Annotated in this window: 17 protein-coding genes; 6 read left to right on the plus strand and 11 right to left on the minus strand. The window is 41.4% G+C overall.

The genetic code is table 11. From position 1 onward, the window contains the following. Positions 1–23: 23 nt before the first annotated feature. Positions 24–290: a hypothetical protein gene (locus ICL16_RS32615; protein ID WP_190835730.1), complete on the plus strand. Its 267-nt coding sequence runs from the start codon at positions 24–26 to the stop codon at positions 288–290. Positions 291–527: 237 nt separating this feature from the next. Beyond that, positions 528–983 (plus strand): orange carotenoid protein N-terminal domain-containing protein, encoded by a 456-nt coding sequence (locus tag ICL16_RS32620; protein ID WP_190835731.1) that lies wholly within the window; start codon positions 528–530, stop codon positions 981–983. A gap of 83 nt (positions 984–1,066) precedes the next feature. Here ICL16_RS32620 and ICL16_RS32625 read toward each other — a convergent pair whose 3' ends face one another. The 4 genes from ICL16_RS32625 to ICL16_RS32640 all read right to left on the minus strand — a co-directional run bounded on the left by ICL16_RS32625 (position 1,067) and on the right by ICL16_RS32640 (position 4,228). After that, the gene (locus tag ICL16_RS32625) at positions 1,067–2,188 is read right to left on the minus strand and encodes a geranylgeranyl reductase family protein (protein WP_190835732.1); all 1,122 of its coding nucleotides are present in this window, start codon (positions 2,186–2,188) and stop codon (positions 1,067–1,069) included. A gap of 144 nt (positions 2,189–2,332) precedes the next feature. After that, a complete protein-coding gene (gene frr / locus ICL16_RS32630; protein WP_190835733.1) occupies positions 2,333–2,887 on the minus strand; it encodes a ribosome recycling factor in 555 nt (184 codons plus the stop codon). Beyond that, a complete protein-coding gene (gene pyrH, locus ICL16_RS32635; protein ID WP_190835734.1) occupies positions 2,874–3,602 on the minus strand; it encodes a UMP kinase in 729 nt (242 codons plus the stop codon). The genes frr and pyrH overlap by 14 nt, the downstream gene beginning before the upstream one ends. A 71-nt stretch (positions 3,603–3,673) precedes the next feature. Further along, the gene (locus ICL16_RS32640; protein WP_190835735.1) at positions 3,674–4,228 is read right to left on the minus strand and encodes a thioredoxin family protein; all 555 of its coding nucleotides are present in this window, start codon (positions 4,226–4,228) and stop codon (positions 3,674–3,676) included. A 329-nt stretch (positions 4,229–4,557) separates the two neighbouring features. On the opposite strand from ICL16_RS32640, the gene ICL16_RS32645 reads away from it, so the two are divergent. Next, a complete protein-coding gene (locus ICL16_RS32645; protein ID WP_190835736.1) occupies positions 4,558–5,457 on the plus strand; it encodes an alpha/beta fold hydrolase in 900 nt (299 codons plus the stop codon). Here the strand turns inward: ICL16_RS32645 and ICL16_RS32650 are convergent. Continuing rightward, positions 5,447–6,868, minus strand: a complete 1,422-nt coding sequence (locus ICL16_RS32650) for an LCP family glycopolymer transferase (protein ID WP_190835737.1) — start codon at positions 6,866–6,868, stop codon at positions 5,447–5,449. The genes ICL16_RS32645 and ICL16_RS32650 overlap by 11 nt on opposite strands. A gap of 279 nt (positions 6,869–7,147) precedes the next feature. Then, positions 7,148–7,543, minus strand: a complete 396-nt coding sequence (locus ICL16_RS32655; RefSeq protein ID WP_238361056.1) for a hypothetical protein — start codon at positions 7,541–7,543, stop codon at positions 7,148–7,150. A 104-nt stretch (positions 7,544–7,647) separates the two neighbouring features. Between ICL16_RS32655 and ICL16_RS32660 the strand changes: the two genes are divergently transcribed. Next, on the plus strand, positions 7,648–8,877 hold the full coding sequence (locus ICL16_RS32660) for an AI-2E family transporter (protein WP_190835738.1): 1,230 nt from the start codon (positions 7,648–7,650) through the stop codon (positions 8,875–8,877). On the opposite strand, the gene ICL16_RS32665 is transcribed toward ICL16_RS32660, so the two are convergent. Both ICL16_RS32665 and ICL16_RS32670 read right to left on the minus strand, forming a co-directional pair. Then, complete coding sequence (locus ICL16_RS32665; RefSeq protein WP_190835739.1) at positions 8,846–10,165, minus strand: serpin family protein; 1,320 nt, start codon at positions 10,163–10,165, stop codon at positions 8,846–8,848. The genes ICL16_RS32660 and ICL16_RS32665 overlap by 32 nt on opposite strands. 93 nt (positions 10,166–10,258) lie before the next feature. Beyond that, entirely contained in the window at positions 10,259–11,848 is a 1,590-nt protein-coding gene (locus ICL16_RS32670; protein ID WP_190835740.1) for a S8 family serine peptidase, read from the minus strand. 153 nt (positions 11,849–12,001) lie between these two features. Between ICL16_RS32670 and rpe the strand changes: the two genes are divergently transcribed. Continuing rightward, positions 12,002–12,709 (plus strand): ribulose-phosphate 3-epimerase, encoded by a 708-nt coding sequence (gene rpe, locus ICL16_RS32675; RefSeq protein WP_190835741.1) that lies wholly within the window; start codon positions 12,002–12,004, stop codon positions 12,707–12,709. On the opposite strand, the gene ICL16_RS32680 is transcribed toward rpe, so the two are convergent. From ICL16_RS32680 to ICL16_RS32690, 3 genes are all read right to left on the minus strand, one after another. After that, positions 12,706–13,239: a hypothetical protein gene (locus ICL16_RS32680; protein WP_190835742.1), complete on the minus strand. Its 534-nt coding sequence runs from the start codon at positions 13,237–13,239 to the stop codon at positions 12,706–12,708. The genes rpe and ICL16_RS32680 overlap by 4 nt on opposite strands. Positions 13,240–13,523: 284 nt before the next feature. After that, the gene (locus ICL16_RS32685; RefSeq protein ID WP_190835743.1) at positions 13,524–13,706 is read right to left on the minus strand and encodes a CsbD family protein; all 183 of its coding nucleotides are present in this window, start codon (positions 13,704–13,706) and stop codon (positions 13,524–13,526) included. Positions 13,707–13,897: 191 nt separating this feature from the next. Continuing rightward, positions 13,898–14,239 carry a hypothetical protein gene (locus ICL16_RS32690; protein ID WP_202895829.1) on the minus strand — a complete coding sequence of 114 codons (342 nt, stop codon included), beginning with the start codon at positions 14,237–14,239 and terminating at the stop codon, positions 13,898–13,900. Positions 14,240–14,611: 372 nt separating this feature from the next. On the opposite strand from ICL16_RS32690, the gene ICL16_RS32695 reads away from it, so the two are divergent. Beyond that, positions 14,612–16,135, plus strand: a complete 1,524-nt coding sequence (locus ICL16_RS32695; protein ID WP_190835744.1) for a site-2 protease family protein — start codon at positions 14,612–14,614, stop codon at positions 16,133–16,135. The last annotated feature ends 55 nt before the right edge of the window (positions 16,136–16,190 follow it).

The raw sequence follows: 16,190 nt of genomic DNA on the forward strand, positions 1-16,190 counted from the left end.
CGACGCATAAAGGAATGACATTAATGACTAACACAAAAATTACACCAGCCTTTGCAGTTGTATTTTCCACAGTGTTAGGACTAACTTTAGTTTCAGGAGCTACATCTTTGTGGTTGAGCTGCCAAGATGGCTTATCAATTGAACAAAAACGTCTGTTTGAAAGCTCCTCTACAACTTGGCAGATGGGAACAGGAGCTATTTTTGGACTTTTGGGTGCTAAAGCTGCTGACATTCTGCATGAAGAAGAGAGTGACGACGAGGAATACGGGAAAGATAAAAATAAATCATAACTTGATTTATTACTTTCTGGTGGGAAATTGCGTATACCTGACTACAGTTACAACATAAGACAGCATATTGAACGCACATCAGCTTTTTTACATCGGTCATTAGCTATGTAGTTCATTTCTGTCTATAGCAGGGTTAATCTCCAGTTGTTCGTTTATTAAATGTTATGAAGTAAGTACTTCAAAAGTTACCTCAGTAACAACAGGTAAATACTGTTGAGTAAGCAATCGGAGATTTTTATGACTTTCACTACTGATGACAAGACTAAGCAATCTGTACAACAGTTCCGTCGTTTTGATGTAGATACTCAATTAGCCTTGCTCTGGTTCGGCTACTTAGACATCAAAGATCAACTGACACCAGCAAATCAGACTTCTGCACAGGATACTGCAGGCGCTTTATACGATCAAATTAAGGCAATGCCTCAAGAACAACAGTTACAAGCACAGCGCGATATCGCAGCAAATGCAGATACTAATGTTAGCCGTGCTTATAAAGCTTTAAGTTCTAGCGGTAAGATCGATGTATGGTTAAGATTGGCACAAGGTATCGAAGAAGGTGTTGTAATTCAAGTACCTTCCAGCTATGAATTACCATCTCAAACCAATGATTTTGTCAAATCAATCAAAGGTTTGGATTTTGAACAACGGATTGATTTTACTCGTAGTGCGTTGTTTGAAATGGGCGCTAAGTAATTTCACTTCCAATCAGGTTCGCAGCAGACTTGAACCCCCCAAGCCCCCCTTTTTCAGGGGGGCTTGGGGGGATTGCTATGAGGCTAACCACCAAAACCTGGGACTAAGCGTTTGATGGCACGACTGGCAACGTCACCGTAACGCAACTGCCCACAAAGAATTTTACCCATGATTTGTATAGAAGAGGGGCGTTTTACACCTACCTTGTAGCTCATACCAGGAAGGCGGTAAAACGCCCCTGCTAATTTTTGCGCCCAAGCCATTTCTGTACCCCATTGTTCATTAATGCCTGTTGAGTAATTTTCTAAAGCGTTGATGTCCCCGGCGAGCGCTAAGTCAATTGCCTCTGCCGCTAGCATCCCGCTCAAAATTGAAGGGCGAATACCCTCTGCTGTCAAAGGATCTACTACACAAGCTGCTTCTCCAGCTAGTAATGCATTTTCGGTATGCAGCTTTTGAGTACCATTCCAGAGGCAAAGACCATGTCCATACTGGTGACAACTGTTGAGATTCACACCAAATCCTTTGCCATACTCATGCAAAATACCTTTAAAATCTTGCTTTCCACTACCAATAAATGAACCTATACCGATAGAATAACCATCTGCTTTGGGAAAATTCCACAAGTAGCCATTTTTTACCATGCCAAACTCAAAGTGGACTACGTTACCGTTTTCTACTTTAGTTGGTGCTTCTGCTTCTAAGGCTGCGGCTAAACGGCGTTTGCGTTCTTTAAAGCCTAGCCATGTTGCCATTAATCCTTTAGCACCATCAGCGGCAATGAGATAACGACCTGTAATCACTTCATTTGTGGTTTGAACTTGCCAGTAACTTGTTTTAAATTCAATACCTTTTACTTCTGTATGATCTCGTAGCTGGACACCTTGCTTTTGCGCTTGTTGTATGATAAAGTAATCGAAGATACTTCGACGCACTAACCAAACTGGTTCTGGAGTTTCTAGTTGGGCTTCTACAGCTTCACCCATTTTCCAAGTGCAACGAATTGTATCTGCTTTAATGGAGATTGCCTCAGTAAAATCAAAGTCAAACCATTGAGCGATCGCTGGTGACACTCCACCTCCACAGGGTTTATACCTTGGGAGAAATTCTTTTTCCAGCACTAATACTGAACGCCCCTGCTTGGCTAAATGATATGCTGCTGTACCACCAGCAGGTCCCGCGCCAACAATAATGCAGTCGTACATATTATTTATTCATTTTATGTCACCTTTACTAAGATACAGTTTCTTAGTTTCACATTGGACAAATTTTTTGCCAAAAGATTAATACCTAGAAACTTAATACCTAGAAACCCGGTTTCTTTAAGAAACCGGGTTTCTGATTGCTGGTTAGACAGTAGTAATGTCTTTCTCCTTGTCTGCCAACAATTCGTCGATTCTGGCTATGAACTTTTTCGTTAGTTTTTCTAGTTTATCTTGCTGATCCCGTGCCTCATCCTCAGAAATGCCGTCTTGGCTGCTTTTTTCTAGTTTGCGAATTGTATCAAGGGCATCACGACGGATATTGCGAATGGAAACACGCCCTTCTTCAGCATACTTAGCAGCAAGTTTGACTAATTCTTTACGGCGATCGCTAGTTAGAGGCGGAATGTTCAACCTAATTAGAGCACCGTCGTTACTAGGGGTTAAACCCACATCAGACATAGAAATCGCTTTTTCGATCAGATTCAAGCCACTTTTATCGTAAGGCTGAATCAATATAGTTGTGGAATCTGGTGTGCTAATATTTGCCAGTGACTTTAGTGGTGTTGGTGTACCGTAGTATTCCACCATTATCTTATCTAGCAGACTCGCATTGGCGCGACCAGTGCGAATCGTGTTAAAAGACCTTTGAGTTGAATCAACGGTCTTTTGCATCGTACTCTCAGCTTCAGCTAATTTCACATGAACCTCCCACAAGCGTGCCGATAGTTTCTCCCAAAACTGCTCTTTTGATATTACCGCGCACAGTTAAGTCAAATATGAGAATTGGGATGTTGTTTTCCTTACATAAAGCTATCGCAGTACTATCCATCACCCGCAAATCATTTGCCAAAACGTGTCCGTAAGTAAGACTATTGTATCTTTTTGCATCAGGGTATACATGGGGGTCTGCATCGTATACTCCATCTACCTTAGTGGCTTTAAAAATCACTTCGGCATCAATTTCTGCGGCTCTTAAAGCAGCAGTAGTGTCTGTAGTAAAGAAGGGGTTTCCTGAACCTGCACCAAAAATTACCACCCGTCCTTTTTCTAGATGACGGATGGCACGACGACGGATATAAGGTTCGGCTATTTCTTGCATAGCGATCGCCGTTTGTACCCGCGTCTGTACCCCTATGCGTTCTAAAGAATCTTGTAGCGTCATGGCATTCATTACCGTGGCAATCATGCCAATGTAGTCAGCGGTTGCTCTGTCCATTCCCGCCGACGCCGCTTTGACGCCTCGAAAGATGTTTCCGCCGCCAACGACGATTGCCATTTGAACGCCAGTTGCTACCACTTCTGCTACTTCTGCGGCTATTTCTTTTACCACTTCCGGATCAATTCCATAGCCCATGTTGCCCATAAGGGCTTCACCACTTAGTTTAAGTAAAACCCGTCGGTAATCTGTTCCCATGAAGTTACGCGCTGATCAAAAATTTGCATTTACCTCCAATTTAAGATAACAGTGAATGTGACTATCTGTCTCTAGTTACGCCATATTAAAGAACTACCATGAGGTTCGGTTTCTACCGGATAAATTTCTTGGCAATTTAACACCAGAGCGATCGCCGATTTGAGATAGTGTTTAGACACAGCCTGTGGGTTTTGAGGATGATTGTCGATTTGTCCTTTGTAGCGTACTACACCTGACTTATCGATCACAAAAGCCATTGGTGTTTTACTTGCACCAAAACTGCGGCTCACATCTTGAGTTGAATCCCACAGATACGGGAAGTTCAACTCGTGTGTACTGGCAAACACTTTCATATTTTCAAAACTTTCATCAGGGTTAATGGTACTATCATTACCATTCATACCTATCAGTGTGAAGCCAAATTCACTAAACTCGGCTTGAATATTTTTCAGTCTACTGAGATACAAACCGACATAAGGACAGTGGTTGCACATTGCTATCACCCCTACTGCGCGGAACTTTTCTAAATACCGACCTAAATGGTGTACTTGATTGTCTATTCCGGGCAGTTCAAAATCTGGGGCGTAGCTTCCTACTGGAGTATTAACTGTTTCTAGTATAGTCATCTTTCCTGGTTTAAAGGAACTAGGAAACAAACAATATGGTCAAAAGCTTCGTCATTTTTAACATTAAACCACCCCTCAACCAAAACTTTCATATCCCACCAGTTTATAAACTCTGTTAGGCTGTTGTAAATTGGGAAACTACTGAATCTCTCCCATGTACTAATTTCACTACTATTACATCAAATCAAATTCAAACTTTTACAAACTCATTACACCAGTGTGAAGATAAAGAGCTACTAATTGAAAAGAGTACTGCGACCATCAAAATATTCATGTAAGCAGCTTGCACTCAGTAAGTCTACTCGTTATATTGAATCAATTAATCTCCCATGACCACCTCTACTTCCACTCCAGCATTTACTTCAACCAAAACTTGGATTTGGCAAGGTTTTGACATCTGCTACCAGAGCCATGGAACAACCGGACCAGCGGTTGTCTTAGTCCACGGCTTTGGTGCATCTTTGTGGCATTGGAGACAAAATACTCCTATACTAGCAGAAAACTGTCGTGTTTACGCCATAGATTTGATTGGCTTTGGTGCTTCAGCTAAACCCATCGGTGAAAAGATTGCTTACACATTTGAAACTTGGGGACAGCAAATAGCAGATTTTTGCCGTGAGATCGTGGGTGAACCAGCTTTTTTAGTCGGTAATTCTGTCGGCTGTATTGCGATCATGCAAGCTGCCGTCAGTAACCCACAAATCGCATTAGGAGTTGCACTGCTCAACTGTTCTCTACGACTGCTGCACGATCGCAAACGAATCACCTTACCTTGGTATCGTCGTGTGGGTACGCCCCTCATCCAACGACTACTCTCCATTCCTAAAGTGGGCGAGTTCTTTTTCAACCAAGTTGCTCAACCAAAAACGGTACGAAAAATTCTCCTCCAAGCTTATGCCCATGCCGAAGTAGTCACAGACGAGTTAGTTGATATCCTGATGGCACCAGCCAAAGATCCGGGTGCTGTGGCTGTATTCCTTGCTTTTACAGCTTATTCTACTGGCCCAATACCAGAAGATCTTTTACCTCAACTACCTTGCCCAGCAATTATTATCTGGGGCGCGGCAGATCCTTGGGAACCGATAGAGTTAGGTAGAGAATTAGCCAACTACCCACAAGTGCAAAAATTTATACCTTTAGAAGGTGTGGGTCACTGTCCTCAGGACGAAGCCCCTGAGGTGGTGAATCCAATTTTACTGGACTGGATGAGGGAACAATCTAGGGTTTAATGGGCGGTTCAATCACGTCTTTTTGTTGTAACCAATCCTTACCTACCTGGATACTAACATCAGAGCCGAGATTACCAGTGCTTTCCACGCGCACTTCTCCAAATCCCAAAGCATTGCGAATTGATTCAGCACTATTTCCGTCACCTTGTTGAGCAACAATATGAGTTACATCTAGCGGTTCACCCCAACTTTTAGCAACATATATGTTACGATAACCTGCTTTTTCTAGAGTTCTAATCAAAGGGCGAAGATTGGTGCGATCGCTTGAACCTGTACTATCTTGAATTGCTATGCGTAAAGACGTTGGTTCGGTTGCTTGTGGTTGATTTTCTAATGGTAAATCAAAGTGCTGAGCCATCATAGTTTTGATGCGTTGCTCATCTGGTATCCAGTAGCTTGCTTCAAATTCTCTTTTCTCACTAAACCGTCCTGGCATCATCAGCATTTGCATATTCGAGCGATTTGTGCGCACTCCAAAACCTGCTAGTGCCAATAACTCTTCTATTGTGACGTTAGTATCTATATGTTCTTTGACTACATTAAGAATTTTCGGCAACTGAGTTAAAGTAGTGGGATTAAGTGTTTGCTCCATCAATGCCCGCATTACCATTTGTTGCCGCTGAATTCTCCCAATATCGCCATTTTCGTCATGGCGAAAGCGCAATAATTGCAGCGCTTGCTCTCCATTCAGATGTTGTTTTCCTGCCTTTAAATTAATATACAAATGCTGGGAATCATCTTTATATTTCATATCTTTAGGGACATAAACTGTCACACCTCCTAAAGCATCAATTAGTTTGCCAACTCCCAAAACATTAATTCTTACATAGCGATCAATTGCTACTTCTCCTAAGACATTGCTAACAGTTTTCGCCGTTAAAGCAGGTCCACCAACAACATTTGTATAATTAACTTTTTTCAATCCGTATCCTTCCACTTCAACTCGACTGTCTCTAGGAACGGAAAGCATCATTAATTTTTTCTTTTCTGGATCAAATCTAACTAATAATAAGACATCAGCAAGACCATCAAAGGAGTTTACCTGCGGTAAATATCTAAGCTTTTTGCTTTCAATCGGAGGATTTTTTGTATCTGGCGGGAGTACACTCATTCCCATGATTAGGATATTCACAGGACGAGTTAATTCGGAAAATTTTAACCCACTACCGGAGATGCGATCGCGATCAAATACCGCTTCTTCATCTGGGCTAAGGGAAGCTTGCATTAAAGGCGTACTGCTTAAAGAAACTGCCAACAATGCCCCTGCTGTCGCCGACACCATTGCGATTCCACTCATTCCCACCCAAAACCACAACCAACGTCCAAATTGAGAGTTTTTGGCATTGTTTTTATTTGTGTTGGCGGTATTTGTAGAAATTTCTTCTTGCGCCGAAGTTCTTTGAATCGTCACTGACTTCCTCACACTTACTGAAAAAACCACTCTTGTGTTGTTGCTCCTGTACAAAAGAATCAACTAATAGCTAATTCTTGAGTGAGCAGTAGTAAAAAACGCACTTTAGTTTAACCTCAACACTTATAGCAGTACTTCTACTATTTTTTTGGTTAATCCGGGACGTTTAATTGAAGTATGGCAAGAATCAATCACATTTGACCAGATCTACAGGAACATAATGATTAATTTCCGCCAAATTAAGTGAAATTACTGAATAAGAATGGCTTTTTTTAATGATTAAGACAAGTACTTGCGTAGTACTCCTTCACTCAACTGGCTAAAACCTGGTAAACGTTTAGATTTGCCTGTTACTGTAAGTATAATTAACCAGATACTGACCAAGAAATATCCAGAGGTGAGAAAGCTATTGAGAATAAGTAGACGCAGTGTGAAAAAATTGGATGTAGTCGCCCCGGTCATTAGTAGGAAGTACCCTAAAAGCCAGGTAAGTCCCAAAGTTACAGACAGACGACTAACCACCATTTGTTCCCGACAACCATTGCGACGGTACAAAGTCCACAGCGAAGGAAAAAAGCCAATCACAGGAATCAGGTAGAAAACCAAAGCAGGGGGAGCAGGGGACGCAGGGGGAGCAGGGGAGGGTAATTGGTGATCTGGGGAAAAATTTTTCATGATTTTATGTGAATCATAAACTAGATAGAGGGATGAATGTGGTGTAGTCAGAGATAATAGGCAATAAGCATTTTATTTTAGTTGTATCATCCCGCAATTGGCAGATGCAGACACGTAGGCTCTTAAACTGGTGGCAAGCACTAACACCAATTTCTCGGATTTTGGCGATCGCTTTGTTCGCTCCGCTTTTAGTACTCAATGGTTGGGCTATTTCGGCAATTTTTCATTACTTTCACTCATTAATAGTTATTTTAGTCGGAGCCTCAGTACTAGCATTTCTGCTTAACTATCCTGTAAGCTGGATGCAGCGTCAAGGTGCTAAGCGAGAACAAGCTGCCATATTAGTCTTTTTACTCGCTTTATCGATTTTATTGGCGTTGGGTGTCACCCTCTTTCCATTAGCTTTGACTCAAGCACAACAACTGGTAGCCAGAATCCCAGAGTTAATTGACTCGGGACGTTATCAGTTAATGATGTTAAACGAAAAAGCAGAAAGTTTCGGCTTCCCAATTGGTCTTGATGCTTTGGTAGCGCAAATTAACGATCGCGTCAAGGGGCAATTACAGGCAATAGCTGGACAAGTTCTCAACCTAGCTGTGATTACACTCACCAGTTTGCTAGACTTTTTGTTGACGATGGTGCTGACTTTCTACCTCTTGCAGCATGGAGATGAACTGTGGCAAAGTTTAGTAGATTGGCTACCTGCTAAATTCCGCGATCCTTTTTCTCAAACAGTACGTCTGAGCTTTCAAAATTTCTTTCTCACCCAGCTAATTTTATCTACTTGTATGGCATCAGCCATGATTCCTACTTTTCTATGGCTGAAAGTACCATTTGGTTTGTTGTTTGGCTTAACTATTGGCTTCATGGCTTTAGTCCCCTTTGGTGGAACGGTGGGGATAGCCACGACTACGTTGCTGGTAGCTTTGCAAGATTTTGGGATGGGGGCGAGGATGTTGGCTGCGGCAGTCATCATCCAGCAAATTCTCGAAAACTTAATTGCTCCGCGTATTTTAGGTAGTTTTACTGGGTTAAATCCTGTTTGGGTACTAATATCGGTTTTAACAGGCGCGAGAATTGGCGGACTTTTAGGTGTAATTGTGGCAGTACCATCTGCTGTTGTGATTAAGACAGCTTTAAGCGCGGTGCGTCGTCCACCTGCTACTGAAGCAAGTGAAAGTGTCATCGCTGAAGCGGAAACTCACATAGACGAGCGTGATTCCCCTGAGATAGTTGCACCCAGTTCAGAAGTCTCAATTAATACTGAAAATTATTCTCGTAATGAAAATCAACGAAATCCGGCTAAGAATGTGGCTCCACAATTGAACCCATAAACAAGATGCTTCCTGTTTGATTCTCTCGAATCGCACAGAAGAAAGGACGATTAACAATCATCCGAAATGGCTCTTGAGGCAGTACTGCCGATGTGGGCATGATTCCTACAGAAGTCGTAGCGGCTGCTTCAGTACCTTCTTCATTTACTTCCACAAAAGTTTTATGTTTGACGGAGCTAATCGCTAGATTTTTTCCCATCCCAGAGAAATTAGCGCGATCGCTAAAAGCCTCGCCCATACCTAAAGCTGTGAGCGCATCATTCAAAGTTACATCATAATCACTTTTGAATCGGGGTAAACGAATAAATCCTTCTCGTTTACTAAACTGAGTCATCCATTTGTCCCAGTTTTCTGAGTTCAAATTTTGGTATAAAGTTTTGAGGTTAGAATTATCTTTAGGCAGAAAAATATAAAAGCTTACCTTGCCATCTTTACCATAAGGTAAGCTTACAGCTTGAAATTGTTCGTTCTCATAATATCTGTACTTACCTGTTTGCGACATCATTGGGTGTTGTATTTGCTCACCCGATAAAAGCTGAAAAGGATGCTCTGCTGTCTGCTGTTTATCAAACTCTTGAGTCCAACTACCCTTAAAGTAGATGGCGTTAATGAGATATAGCTCCTGTGCGGGGTCAATTTTTTCAACAATTTTGTTAATTTTTCCGCGAGTATTCTCACTAACCCAGTTATTAATAATACTTGGTGCTACTGCATCTTGAAAGTTTAAATTAGTTACCCTAGCTGTATAATAATCCCGATTTTTTTGGATAAAATCTGGTTGAAATTTGGCATCTTTGTTTGCCCAAAGTGAGTTAGCAATTGTCAGTTGTACTTTGGCATCTGGGTTTTCTAATATTTTTTTCAATGCCGCATTAGAAGTGTTAATTTGTTCCAAACTCAACCCTTGTAACTCCAACGCTTTAGCCATTACTTCTTTTGTGCTGCCGTTAGCACCGTTGTAAGTCATAGCTAGAGCAAAGGCTACACTTGAAGGAGAAACAAAAACGTTCGCTTTTGCGTCTTCTTTCAACACTTGTGAAAAGAGTTTGAAGCCAAACTTTGTGTTAGCACTAACAATGGCATCTGGATTGAGTTTTTCTTTTGATACTGGCAATTCGGCTCGTGGCTGAGATTGAGCGTAGGCACTAGTATTGCTATTTATTTGGGAGCATCCTAATACACCCATCAGTACCACACCTGCAGCTGCTAGTACGTAGCGTCTCCCTAAACTAACACCGTAGCGTCTTTGCAGGAACTTTTCTTGGGCTTTGCTAAGTTTTTGCTTCATATTACCACCATTATCCCAAAGTCTTCCTAAATGACTATGGCATTGCCGCAACAAAGTTATATGGCGGTTACACTTTTAGCAACAACAGATATATTACTTTATGGGTATAGCCCACCAAGCTAAAGCGTAGGGTTGTATAGGTTCATTTACTTGTTGGCGAAAGTGGACGCGAATTTTATAATTACCTGTAGTAGGAACAGGGCAAAAAATGTGTTCTACGTTATCTATATCGCTAATGGAAGAACATGCTTGTCCGGCATCTGTATTGGCTGAATCAGCTTTTACTATATAAAGATCAAGGTTGTTTAAACCGCGATCGCGAAACTCTTCCCCTTCATCATACTGACTATTATTATTTTGATCTTCTAACTCAACCAATCTATCCCAAGTGAGAGTAATAGCAACAAAACTTCCTCCCTGTAAAGGTTTTGCTAAAACATATTCCGCAGAAGTCCCAACATTTACTTGATTGTAATCCCAGCCCATTGCTGGTAAAATTTGAGATGGTCGCCACTGTCCAGCACTGAACTGTTGGTAAGCGCGAAAGGCATTTAAATGACCGGCTCCCATTTGCGCATCTAAAGGAATTTTGGGATCTTGATATGCATCTGAAACTAACCAGTCTTGGTTCTGTTTATCAACAATTGTGCGTGTCATTCCTAAACGCCAGCCATCACCATTGTCTTTAATTTTGTCAGATGAATTGAGCAACACAGCTTTCATTACTTGGTGTCGGCGAGAATCTGTAGTCCAATTAAGTTTTTTTGCTCTGAGTTGGCGATCGCCAAATTCCTGCAGCAGTGCCACAGTAGCTGTCACTTGAGGTGCGGCAAAAGAAGTACCTGTTACTTTATTCGATTTACCATCAGGATTAAGCAAGAATATATTACTCCCAGGCGCAACTAAACTAATAGAACGACGTTGACCAATATTGATCTCTTTTCCGGCGAGCCTACTAGTAACACCAACATTTGCACCCGCCAAATTAGAAACGTCAACTTTATTAAAAATTCCGCCGCGTTTGGATGAAAAAGCCACGTTCATTGCGTTATAATTATCAGTAGGTATGGGAATTCCTCCCTTGCCTTGATTACCAGCAATTAGATACAAAACATCGTGAACTCGACTAGACCAGTCAACGCACAGGGTTAGTAAAGCTCTACCATCAAGCACCGCTTCTGGTCGTGGATCTCGGTTGAGTGGTTCGCCAAAACTAAAATTAATCGCCCGGACATCACCGCCATTTTGTCGTGCAACATGTTGTGCAGACAGACACTCTTCCGGTTGACCGATATTTTTACTTGCCCCCACAGCCGATGAATATAATTTTGCTCCTGGGGCAACACCTGGAAAAGCTTTGTCTCGACTAACCATCACTGAAGCTACATTATAAGCGTGAGAGTCAACACTACTATTTGACTTTGCCGGTCCGTTACGCAAGAAAACAGCTGCAAGATTTACTGAGCGATTCTTGGACACGGCTTTATCCCAGCCGAACATACCTGGACGCCCAATTTCCACCTGACCAATAGCGATCTTACGACCAATTAAATTGTACGGTGGTAGGTGTAACCTGAGTGCATCAATACCATTGACTCCAAAGGGAGTTTCAAAAGCTAGTACTGGCAAACTCACACAAGTGGCACTTAATCCCCAAATAATCCAGGTTAGTTTTTTGCTCATTGGTTAATTGTCAGTTTGTCATTTGTCATTTGTCATTGGGAATTGAATTAACGTTTCCCTATGAACAAATTTCTATTTCTAAAAAGGCGGGATCAAAGATATGAAGGTTTGTTACAATACTTACAGACCAGGACGCTTAACAACCCACTAGCCATGACCCAAACCAACAACCGCAAGCCCATTGTTATTGCTCCATCTATTTTATCAGCAGATTTTAGTCGTCTGGGAGACGAAGTTCGCGCCGTAGACGAGGCGGGAGCAGACTGGATTCACGTCGATGTGATGGACGGTCGCTTTGTACCCAATATTACCATAGGTCCTCTGGTAGTGGAGGCGCTTCGTCCGGTTACGCAAAAACCACTGGATGTCCACCTAATGATTGTGGAACCAGAAAAGTATGTGGAAGACTTTGCGAAGGCTGGTGCAGATCATATCTATGTTCATTGCGAACACAATGCATCGCCTCACTTACACCGTACTTTGGGACAAATCAAAGAACTTGGTAAAAAAGCTGGTGTTGTACTCAATCCATCCACTCCTTTAGATTTGATTGAGTATGTGCTGGAACTTTGCGATCTGGTTCTAATTATGAGCGTAAACCCTGGTTTTGGTGGTCAAAGTTTCATTCCTGAGATGGTACCCAAAATCCGCAAGCTGCGTCAAATGTGTGATGAACGCGGTTTAGATCCTTGGATTGAAGTAGATGGAGGACTAAAAGCTAACAATACTTGGCAAGTTTTGGAAGCAGGCGCAAACGCGATTGTTGCAGGTTCAGCTGTATTTAAAGCTAAAGATTATCGTCAAGCAATCGCCGATATCCGTAACAGCAAACGTCCTACTCCAGAACTAGCAAAAGTTTAGATTGTACAGACGCCCCAGTGGGGCGTCTTTGCGCTGTCTCTACAGTGTAAAGCGAAGCCAATACTAGCAATTGCTACTAGACCTAACGCACCAAAATTTTCTGGAATCGATTGGGAGTTACAATTGGGGCGATCGCAATTTAACTCGTTGTCGCTATCATCAACAACTGATTGATATCGGTATATTGATATATTCTCTGGATGTGAAATATATACCAAGTTTCCTTTATAGGATATAATTTGTGACTCTTCGTTATTAGACTGACTACTCTGTTGGATGTTGACGACAGAATTTCTACTTAAGGAAACCTGATAGTCAATTTCTGGAGACATCAATCTGACACGCTCACGTTGGATAGATTCTACAGCACTGTACATCCCATCCACGGCTAGTGTGTCACTTTCTTCTTCTGGTTCAATAGAATTAGCCTGCTCTTGCCCTGTAATAAACATTGCAGTTCCCACAGCAGAGAATGTTGCTACGACACCAGCTTTCAGTAGCTTTTGTGTCATTATGTCAAATTTGTTCATTCAACTCACTTTAACAATCAGGTAAACGGTGGTGGTAGAAGTTACCCGGTAGTGATATTTACTAGCCTGGAAATAAACAAATCGCTGACTGTAATAATTTTAATGGTAGTTTTTCAAATATCCAGTAATTATTTTTACTATTTCAGCAGTTAAAATCAACTATTTTTACTTAGCTTTACGCAGATTTTACACTTTACACGTAAATGTGTTGAGAATATAAAATACATGAGCAGCCCGGTTTCTTTAAGAAATCGGGCTGCGGAAATTACAAAAAGTAGCACAAATTAGTCGATACTTTTCTTGATGTTATCTTTTACGTCTTCAACACCGTGACGTAGTTCACTTTCAGCTTGCTTTGCTTTACCTTCTGCTTTATCTTCAGGATCGCCAGTTACATTTCCCAATGCTTCTTGAGCTTTTCCTTCAACGTTTTTAGCTGCTGCTTTTGCTCTATCTTCTAAGCTCATTTTGCTCTCCTTTGTTTTTATAAAACTGAGAATTATTTTGTTATCACATATACAACTTAGCTTAAAGTTTTGGTTCTAGCCTTCCACCACAAGATACATTAATGCTCTCTACAAAAAGAGATAACACAATAAAAACCCAGTTCCTTCAAAAGAAATAAACCGGGTTTTTGTCATAACTAATATTTTTTGGTCTAATCTAGAAAACCCATTAAAGAATCAGCATCGTCAATCTCATTTGATGCTACTGGACGATTACCCATGACTGAGTATGTCTCAGAAATTACCAACTCACTAGAAGCAATGGGACGAATACCAGAAAAGTTAATAGTATCAACAATGTGCATTGAGTTTGCCGCAATGGGACGTAATCCCATAATGTTCTGTGTCTCAACAATTTGCAAATCACTGTGAGTAATAGGTCTTTCTCCCGCTACAGAGAGTGTACCATGTACTTCTAGTGGATGCTGCGATTCTATTTGTACTGGTGTATTACCATTTTCGGTAGTACTATCCTGGTTATTTTTAACTGCCATGCTAGGTTTCCCCCCTGAAAATTTCTTTGCTGCTATTAACCTAAATCCTGAGTATTGTTAACTAAACTTAACAATACTTAAGAAATTATTTTTCTCTATATATTCAAAGTTTAACTTTAAATAAGCAATTGTATATAACTATGTTTAAAACTGATCAATAAGTAAAGATAAATTGTAAAGTATAGTTACAAAAAATGGACAAGATTACTATTGTGTGTATTAGGATTTGAGTCATGACATTTTTGGATTCGTGCAGTTAGAAATGTAGCGATCGCCGCAAAATTTGAGCAAACTACAAACATCGTTATAAATTATAAATAGCTGTAACACTTGACTTGTTCAGGCTAGTTTTCATTCTGCAAAGGTTTAAAAATGTTTACTTCATCAGAAACACCCATTATCGCCTCTATTGTGCTGGTTGTTTTCGGCATTTTGAGTTGGGGCTTCTATCGCGCCAGACCTTATGGTAAGTTAGGAATATTAGCTTGGTTACAGTCAGTGGTATTAATGACTCCTTGGCTGCTGTTTTTTGGTTTGTTTGCGGCAGGGATTTACATCAACATAGTTGGTGTACTGTTTTTGTTAGTGGCTTCGGCTGGATTATACATATATATAGGAAGACAATTACGTAACGCTGGGCAAGATGCCATACTTAGGCAGCGGGCAAACAGTCGGATTGCCGACGAAACAGCACAGCGAACTACTTCCATAGAGAATTCTGACGGTTTAGCAGTACCTTCGCCACAACCAAAACCTAACGTAATCACGATTCCTGAAGAAGACTTGAACGCAATTAGAAGTATTTTTGGCATAGATACATTTTTTGCGACAGAAACGATCGCCTATCAAGAAGGAGCTGTATTCAGAGGTAATCTGCGGGGAGAACCAGAAGTGGTTCACAACCGTCTCATAACCAGTTTACAGGAACGTTTAGGTGATAAATATCGTCTATTTCTAGTAGAAAGCACGGATGGAAAACCTGTAGTAATTGTGCTACCTAGCCTTAACGATCCGCGCCCCATGACAACTGCCCAAAAAGTATTTGCAGTTGTATTGCTTGTGGCAACTATTACCACCTGTTTTGAAGCAGCAGGTTTACTACTTAACTTTGATTTGTTTAGTACCCCAGAACGGTTGCCACAAACTTTGCCTATCGGTGTTGGTGTTTTATTAGTGTTAGTCGCTCACGAAATCGGTCATTGGGTACTTGCCCATCGTCACCAAATCCGTCTCAGTTTACCTTTCTTTCTCCCCGCAGTGCAAATTGGCTCTTTTGGTGCAATTACTCGCTTTGAGTCTTTATTACCTAACCGCAAAGTATTATTTGATATCGCTTTAGCAGGACCGGCAGCAGGGGGGATTGTTTCTTTACTTATGCTGGTAACTGGGTTGTTACTCTCCCATTATAATTTAGCATTGGGTTTTAGTCCCAAAGCGTTTCAATTACCAAAGGAGTTTTTCTCCGGCTCTATTTTAGTAGGAACTTTGGCACGGGTTGTTCTCGGTTCTGCTTTACAATCGTCGGTAGTCAGTATACATCCGTTGGTAGTTATTGGTTGGTTGGGTTTGATTATCACTGCTTTGAACTTAATGCCCGCCGGACAACTGGATGGAGGTAGAATTGTTCAAGCTATATATGGACGCAAAACCGCAGGCAGGTTAACACTGGCAACTTTAATTTTGTTGGGGTTAGTGTCTTTGGCTAATCCTTTGGCTATGTATTGGGCGATAGTTATTCTCTTTTTACAACGGGATTTAGAACGCCCCAGCTTGAATGAAATCAGCGAACCAGATGATGCACGCGCTGCTTTAGGTCTTTTGGCTTTATTCTTAATGATTGTTACCCTTCTACCTTTAGCTCCCGGTTTGGCTGGGCGGTTGGGAATTGGAGGGTAGAGACGCCCCGCCGGAGCAAGAGACGTTACATGTAACGTCTCTACATACGTTAACT

The organism is Iningainema tapete BLCC-T55, from assembly GCF_014698965.1.
In the GTDB taxonomy this organism is placed as follows: domain Bacteria; phylum Cyanobacteriota; class Cyanobacteriia; order Cyanobacteriales; family Nostocaceae; genus Iningainema; species Iningainema tapete.

Coding starts and splice junctions, on each gene's coding strand:
- ICL16_RS32690 (WP_202895829.1), bottom strand. CDS start 14,239: ATGGCAGTTAAAAATAACCAGGATAGTACTACCGAAAATGGTAATACA.
- ICL16_RS32695 (WP_190835744.1), top strand. CDS start 14,612: ATGTTTACTTCATCAGAAACACCCATTATCGCCTCTATTGTGCTGGTT.
- ICL16_RS32655 (WP_238361056.1), bottom strand. CDS start 7,543: ATGAAAAATTTTTCCCCAGATCACCAATTACCCTCCCCTGCTCCCCCT.
- ICL16_RS32680 (WP_190835742.1), bottom strand. CDS start 13,239: ATGAACAAATTTGACATAATGACACAAAAGCTACTGAAAGCTGGTGTC.
- rpe (WP_190835741.1), top strand. CDS start 12,002: ATGACCCAAACCAACAACCGCAAGCCCATTGTTATTGCTCCATCTATT.
- ICL16_RS32640 (WP_190835735.1), bottom strand. CDS start 4,228: ATGACTATACTAGAAACAGTTAATACTCCAGTAGGAAGCTACGCCCCA.
- ICL16_RS32645 (WP_190835736.1), top strand. CDS start 4,558: ATGACCACCTCTACTTCCACTCCAGCATTTACTTCAACCAAAACTTGG.
- ICL16_RS32620 (WP_190835731.1), top strand. CDS start 528: ATGACTTTCACTACTGATGACAAGACTAAGCAATCTGTACAACAGTTC.
- ICL16_RS32665 (WP_190835739.1), bottom strand. CDS start 10,165: ATGAAGCAAAAACTTAGCAAAGCCCAAGAAAAGTTCCTGCAAAGACGC.
- ICL16_RS32660 (WP_190835738.1), top strand. CDS start 7,648: ATGCAGACACGTAGGCTCTTAAACTGGTGGCAAGCACTAACACCAATT.
- ICL16_RS32685 (WP_190835743.1), bottom strand. CDS start 13,706: ATGAGCTTAGAAGATAGAGCAAAAGCAGCAGCTAAAAACGTTGAAGGA.
- ICL16_RS32625 (WP_190835732.1), bottom strand. CDS start 2,188: ATGTACGACTGCATTATTGTTGGCGCGGGACCTGCTGGTGGTACAGCA.
- pyrH (WP_190835734.1), bottom strand. CDS start 3,602: ATGGGAACAGATTACCGACGGGTTTTACTTAAACTAAGTGGTGAAGCC.
- ICL16_RS32615 (WP_190835730.1), top strand. CDS start 24: ATGACTAACACAAAAATTACACCAGCCTTTGCAGTTGTATTTTCCACA.
- ICL16_RS32670 (WP_190835740.1), bottom strand. CDS start 11,848: ATGAGCAAAAAACTAACCTGGATTATTTGGGGATTAAGTGCCACTTGT.